The organism is Dietzia sp. DQ12-76, from assembly GCF_014145045.1.
In the GTDB taxonomy this organism is placed as follows: Bacteria; Actinomycetota; Actinomycetes; order Mycobacteriales; family Mycobacteriaceae; genus Dietzia.
Genome location: NZ_JAALDV010000254.1, coordinates 1 through 6,276, shown reverse-complemented (window position 1 = coordinate 6,276; position 6,276 = coordinate 1). Strand labels below are relative to the sequence as shown.

Annotated in this window: 7 protein-coding genes; 3 read left to right on the top strand and 4 right to left on the bottom strand. The window is 66.7% G+C overall.

The window, feature by feature from the left end; genetic code table 11:
• The coding region (locus tag G6019_RS17105) for a hypothetical protein (protein WP_206681821.1) at nucleotides 1-250 on the top strand (250 nt) is incomplete at its 5' end.
• Nucleotides 251-260: 10 nt separating this feature from the next.
• Here the strand turns inward: G6019_RS17105 and G6019_RS09435 are convergent.
• From G6019_RS09435 to G6019_RS09425, 3 genes are read right to left on the bottom strand one after another with little or no spacing between them, the layout of a single operon-like run.
• Complete coding sequence (locus G6019_RS09435; protein ID WP_182611995.1) at nucleotides 261-1,004, bottom strand: MBL fold metallo-hydrolase; 744 nt, start codon at nucleotides 1,002-1,004, stop codon at nucleotides 261-263.
• Nucleotides 1,001-1,939 (bottom strand): fumarylacetoacetate hydrolase family protein, encoded by a 939-nt coding sequence (locus G6019_RS09430; RefSeq protein ID WP_309230200.1) that lies wholly within the window; start codon nucleotides 1,937-1,939, stop codon nucleotides 1,001-1,003. Before G6019_RS09430 ends, G6019_RS09435 begins: the two co-directional genes overlap by 4 nt.
• Nucleotides 1,936-2,472, bottom strand: coding sequence for a TetR/AcrR family transcriptional regulator (locus tag G6019_RS09425; RefSeq protein WP_182611994.1), 537 nt, complete (start codon nucleotides 2,470-2,472; stop codon nucleotides 1,936-1,938). The genes G6019_RS09430 and G6019_RS09425 overlap by 4 nt, the downstream gene beginning before the upstream one ends.
• Before the next feature lie 133 nt (nucleotides 2,473-2,605).
• On the opposite strand from G6019_RS09425, the gene G6019_RS09420 reads away from it, so the two are divergent.
• On the top strand, nucleotides 2,606-3,964 hold the full coding sequence (locus tag G6019_RS09420) for an alpha/beta hydrolase (protein WP_182611993.1): 1,359 nt from the start codon (nucleotides 2,606-2,608) through the stop codon (nucleotides 3,962-3,964).
• Here G6019_RS09420 and G6019_RS09415 read toward each other — a convergent pair.
• Nucleotides 3,892-5,421 (bottom strand): NCS1 family nucleobase:cation symporter-1, encoded by a 1,530-nt coding sequence (locus G6019_RS09415; protein WP_182611992.1) that lies wholly within the window; start codon nucleotides 5,419-5,421, stop codon nucleotides 3,892-3,894. The genes G6019_RS09420 and G6019_RS09415 overlap by 73 nt on opposite strands.
• 430 nt (nucleotides 5,422-5,851) lie before the next feature.
• Here G6019_RS09415 and G6019_RS09410 point away from each other — a divergent pair.
• Nucleotides 5,852-6,276 (top strand): FadR/GntR family transcriptional regulator (locus G6019_RS09410; RefSeq protein WP_182627486.1); only part of this gene is annotated, 425 nt, incomplete at its 3' end.

The following is a 6,276-nucleotide window of genomic DNA, read 5'->3' as shown; positions in this document are numbered from 1 at the left end:
AACCCAGGGACTGGCGAACAGACAGGACGCGCAGGCCGAAGGCGACGCGCAAGCCGGGGCAGGGGCGAGCAGTGGGGGCGCACAACCCCGGGAGGGGCAGCGGGTGCGGGCGGACTGCCGCCCACGTCGGTGTGGGTCGAGGATTGTGCGCGCCCGCCTGTCCATGGCGACGCTGCGCCTGATGCGCCGAGCACGCGGGTGCGAACGGCGTCAGCGCGTCCCGGACGGTTACTCCGAGGGACAGTTCTGATGCACTACCGCTACCGCCCCCTGAGGGCCTGATCCACGGCGTCGACCAGGGCTTCGCGGAGGACGGGCCCGTGTCCGGGCACGATCACATCCGCCTGCAGGCCGCCGAGCGCGCTGAGGCTGCGGGCCATCTCGGCCTCGTCCTCGCTGAAGCAGGACGGCAGGAACTGCGGCCGTGGAGGTCCCGCCAACAGGGGATGGGACGTGACGAGGGAGTCGCCGGTGAACACCACTCCGAGGTCGTCGAGCAGGTACGCCGTGTGCCCACTGGTATGCCCGGGGGTCGAGATGGGGACGGGGGCTCCCGGGAGATCCAACGCCTCGCCGAACGGCACCGCGACCGCGGACGGGACCGACATCGTCATGTGGGGAAGAACTGCCTTGAGAGTCTGCGCGACCCAGATCAGGCCGGCTCGACTGGTGCACTGGTGGAGCATCTGCACCGGCGTGATCTGCTCCTGGTAGTCGCGGCGGGCATGGGCGACCTCGGTGGATCCGGTGTAGACGGGAACACGGTGCTCCGCGAGCAGCGAGGGGATGCCGCCCATGTGGTCGAGGTGCGCGTGGGTCAGGATGACGGCCTGGACGTCCTGGGGTACGCGCCCAATGGCCTCCAGCGACGCCAGGAGGAGTCGACCATCATTGGGGTACCCCGCGTCGACCACGGTCACGGCGTCGCCGTCGGTGACCAGCGCCCAGTTCACGTTCGTGCCCGTGACCAGATGGACGGTCCCGGTGACCTGCTCGATCTTCACGCCTGGCTCCCTTCGATGATCGGGTGCCGGATGGTGCCGACACCGCTGAGGTCGAGCTCGAGTACGTCTCCCGGCCTGAGCACCACCCCGGCCTCGATGCCGGAGCAGCCCGGCAGGGTACCGCTACCGAACAACTCCCCCGGATAGAGCTGCTCGCCACGCGAGGCGTGAGCGAGCGCTTCGCCGAGGGAGTAGGCCGGATTCCGGGTCGAGCCGGTGGCCACGACGGTCCCGTTCACACTGACGCTGGCGAACAGGTCGGTGACGTCCACGGCATCGGCGGCGACGAGGTCCGCCGACATCGAGGACAGGAAATGCTTGGACTTCTGCGGGCCGAACCCGCTGCGCATCTCCTTGAGCTGGACATTGCGCACCGAGAAGTCGTTCAGCACCACATAACCACCGATCGCGCCGGCCGCTTCCTCCGGCGTCGCATCGCGCAGCGGGGCGTTGAGGACGACGCCCAGCTCGAGTTCGTAGTCGAGGGAGTCGGCGTACGCGGGGGCGGCCACCGGGGTGCCCGTGGGGACAAAGGTGAGCGCGTTGCCCATGTAGTAGATCGGCTGGTCGTACCAGAGGGCGGGTGGCTCGAACTTCGGGAAGGTCCGTCTGGTGACCCGCTCATACAGGGAAGTGAACCGGTGGGCCCGGGGCAGGTAGGTGCGGGCGATGCCCCGGGAGGCGGCGATCACGTGCTGTTCGTAGAGCATGAAGTCGCGGAACGACAGGGGCGCGAACGGTGTCAGCACGTCACCCCCGGATTCCTGGGCCCCCTGGGGGGCGGGTGTGCGCTCCGGGATGCCGGGCGGGATTTCCAGCGGGTCCGCGCCGCCGTCCTCCCATGGCCTCCAGGCCCCGTCGAGCATGACCTCGGTGGTGGGGAGCCCGCCGACGAGGCGACGACGGACGCGGGTGGGTGCGGCTGCATGGTTCACGGTGTCCTTCCGGCGCCAGCGAGGAGCAGATCGACCTGTTCGGCGATCGCGGTGGCGGGGTCGCCCCCGAGCAGGAGGTGACGCAGATGGAGAGGCGCGATCAGCATCTGCAGGAAGAGACGGGCGTCGGTGCCGGGGGCGAGCTCTCCCCGGTCGATCCCTCGCTGAATCATCATGCTGCTGGCGGCGAATCGCTGGTCCCAGAACCGTGTACGGAGCTCGGACAGCTCCTCGGACCACTCGATCATCATCATCGCCCGCAGGATGGCCGTCCCCCGACGGGAGGCCAGGAACGCGGCGAGGCCCTCGGCGAAGCCGATGAGATCGGACCGTATCGCACCGGTGTCGGGAACGGGGATCGATTCGTCGCTCTCCGTGAGCAACGCCTCGGCGACCAGGTTCTCCCGGGTCTCCCAGCGCCGGTAGATCGAGGAGGGCGCGACCCCGGCACGTGCGGCGATATCCGGGATGCTCGACTGGACCAGGCCCTCGTCGAGGCAGGACAGGACCGCGTCGAGGACTTTCCGCCGCACGACTGCGGAACGCCCCCCTGGCCTGCTGCCTCTGTCGTCCACAACAGAAGACTAACGCAAATCCCATTGCTTTAAGGAGAATTCTGGAACTAGCATCCGACCGACGACTACTCGACGGAAACGGAGCTCGCGGATGCCGCGGTGGACCAAAGACCTCTTCGTGACCTGGTGCGCACTGACCAAGACGACGGAGCGAGCCACGCGCCGACGGGGGGCCCGGTACTTCCTCCCGGCACTGTTCGTCGACAGGTTCGTCAACATGGGCGGCCTCGACAGGGAACTGTTCATCCGTCAGCTCGAGGACTGCCGGACGTTCCAGGACACTGCCTGGGCGAACTACTGGGGCGAGTGCGCCCGGGTCCACCTCGACGCCGCCGACGTCGAGTTGCGGAGCCTGGGAGCGCCCCCCACAGAACAGATCCTCGGTCCCGGCGGGGAGTCGACGGCCGCGGAACTGGGTGCCGTCCTCGCCCCCGCCGCGACCATCTTCACCGACAGGACCCCGGAGAACGGCCGGACCCTCCTGCCAGACTTCCTCGCCGCGAATCCGGACGCTCGTCGGGAAGCCGTCGCCATCGACGAGTTGGTCAAGGCCATGACCTACCTCTTCGCCGCGGCATGGCCGGGTTGGACACCGCAGCGGCTCCGGGCCTACGCCGAGTCCCAGCGCCTCCTCCACGTCCTGCTCCTCGGCATCGCGCCGCACCTGGGTTTCCACGCCGAGCGCATCACGCTGGACATCGCGGGCGAGAACGCCGTGGCCTACGGGACCTTTCCCGAGGGTGACCACGAGTGCCCCACCGTGCTGGTCACGAACGGCCTCGAGGGGACCATCCAGGAAGCCCTGCTCCCGGCGCTGCGGCATCGCCACCGCGGTATGGCGATGGTCACGATGGAGATGCCCGGCACCTTTCAGTACCGACTACCACTCTCCGCAGCGACCGAGGGCATGTACGAGGCGGTGATCGAGCAGCTCGCCGCGCATCCTCGAGTCGACGCCGAGCGCATGGGAATGATGGGAATCAGCTTCGGAGCCCACTGGTCGACCCGTATGGCCGTCCGCAGCCACCGCCTCAAGGCGGTCGTGTCGAACGGAGGGCTCTACCACCGCAGCTTCGGGCTCGCGGCCACCCTGGGCATGCCCGGCATCATGCTGTGGACCCTGCAGCGGACGACCGGCGCCCGGAACCTCGTGGAGCTCGGCCGCACACTCCATGAGCTGTCGATCAAGCGGCTCTACCCGACCGTCGCCATCCCGATCCTGGCGATCAACGGTGACGACGACACGCTGATCAGCACGCTAGACACCGTGGACCTGGCGGACGGGGCACCGCTCGGAGAGTTGCTGCTCTACCCGGGTGACGACCACTGCGCGATGGGCCACTACACCGAATGGCTCGACTTCTCCACGCAGTGGTTTCACGACACACTGGGGGCCGCGTCGATCCCAGGCGGCGGCGGGGCTGCTCCCACCCGCACGGACGGGTTGTGATTACGCATCACGGCCCAGTACAGCACGCCTCCGATGAGGGCGCCGATCACCCATGCGAAGCCGGACAGCATTCCGAGGGCCGGCACCCAGACCGCACTGATGGCGAATACCGCGGCAAGAGCGACTGCCACCAGGGCTCGAACATTCCAGCCACGGGTGTAGTAATAGGGACCGTCGGAATTCATGCTGAACATGTCCTCGGTCCGAACGTGCTTCCGGCGGACGATGTAGTAGTCGACCACCAGCACGCCGTAGAGCGGCGCGAGAATCGCGCCGAGAGTGTCGACGAAGGTGGGCAATCCGATTTCCTCGATGACTGCGACCCAGAACGCGCCGATGACGAAGCCCACCGCAGCGGTGATGTACCCGCCCGTCTTGAAGCTGATCTTCTGGGGGGCGAGGTTGGCCAAGTCGTAGGCCGGCGGAATGAAGTTCGCCACCAGATTGATACCCACGGTGGCGAGTAGGAACGTCACCGCTGCGATAATGGCCAGCACCACCGATTCGGTCTGTTCCACAATGTCCGCCGGGTTGTCCATGGGCTGACCCTGCCCGTCCTGGAAGACCACGTATGCACCTGCGGTGATGAACAGCGACAGGAAAGTGAAAAACGCCAGCGACAGCGGCAACCCGGTGAAGTTGCCGATCTTCATCTCTTTCTCGGTTCGGGAGAACCGGGAGAAGTCACCGAAGTTGATGATGACCGCGCTGAAGTAGGCGATCATCGTTCCCACCACACCGAAGAAGGCGGCCACGGCGGCCCAGCCGGTCACATCGGAATCGCTGAAAATGGAGCCGACCGCCGGGAGCATGTCCCCACCTGCTCTCACCCAGATGATGATGAGCAGCACCACCATGACCGCGTAGACAGCAGGCCCGGCGAAGTTGAGGAACCGCGCGATGACATCGATTCCTCGGGTGAAGAGCAGTACCTGTAGAAGTGCGACGATGACGTAAGAGACCCACCCGACTGCGTCTAGCCCCATGAAGGTGCCGCCCCCCGGGTTTCCGACGGCGGCGTTGATGGCCAGGGCAACCGCTGTGGAGGCGAAGTACGTCTGCGCCCCGTACCAGAAGATCGCCACTATGCCACGGACCAAGGCCGGGAACTTCGCGCCCAGAACACCCATGGACAGCCGTGCCATCACCGCATAGGGGACCCCGTGTTTCACGCTCGGTGAGCCGGTGAGGTTGACGAGCCAGTTGACAAAGGCACCCGCGAGGATGATCGCGGCAAAAACCCACCAGCCATTGAGTCCGGAGGTGATGAAAAGTGAGGCGGCGAGGGTATATCCGGCCAACGACTGGACGTCATTGGTCCACACGTTGAAGATCTCGAACCATCCCCAGGTCTTCTTCTCTTTGGGCACTGGGGCCAGGTCGGCATTGTGCAGGCCCGGGGCAGGCGCCGCAACGGGGGCTTGGGGCGGTGTGGCCTCAAGGCTCTGCACGGACATGGGTCCTCCATTCATGACAGGACGTGACGCCGGCCAGGTGAAATGCGCTTGATAAGCGCGAAAGAAGTGGGAGCTTCAATCGGGACGATTAGACGAGACGATTGTCACGGCCCGATTGCGGAGGCAATACGTTCGGAAGACGCGCTCCGATCTCGTCCGGTCCCTCATCGCAGCACTTGATGGCGAAGAGTCGCCCATTCCCGCCGAGTTCTCGGGACCATAGCCCGGCGGCGGTTCGTCCCAGCCGAGGCCGGGCCCGCCGCTGCGCGCGCCGTCCCGTTCACCACACCAGCCCGGTGGTCACGCTCTCGACAACCCCGGCTTGCCCACGCGGCCGCGGAGCTCGGGCTCTACGTCCCTAGGGACTTTCCTCCGCAATCTTATGGTCATACCAGTTGACCACATGGCCAGTGTTCTCTACTGTGCGTGTATGGCACTTCGTCCCGTACAGCGGCAGTCCGTGTCCGACCAGGTCTTCGACCAAGTACTTTCCGAGGTTGTCGACGGCGAGCTCGCGGCCGGTGACGCCCTCCCCAGTGAGAGACGTCTGGCCGAGGTCCTCGGTGTCTCTCGGCCGGCGGTGCGCGAGGCGCTTCAGCGGATCGCTCAGACCGGTGTGGTCGAGGTTCGTCACGGCGGCACGACGACGGTCCGCGATTTCCATCGGCACGCCGGGCTCGACCTGTTGCCGCGGCTCATGGTGCGCGGCCAGAAGCTCGATGTGGCCATCGCCCGCAGTGTGGTCGAAGCGCGCACTCAGATCGCTCCCGGCATTGCGGCGCTGGCCGCGGAGCGCGGCGGCCCGGCGGTCACGGCGCCGCTCGGCGAGGTCCTCGACCGTCTTGCCACGACCAC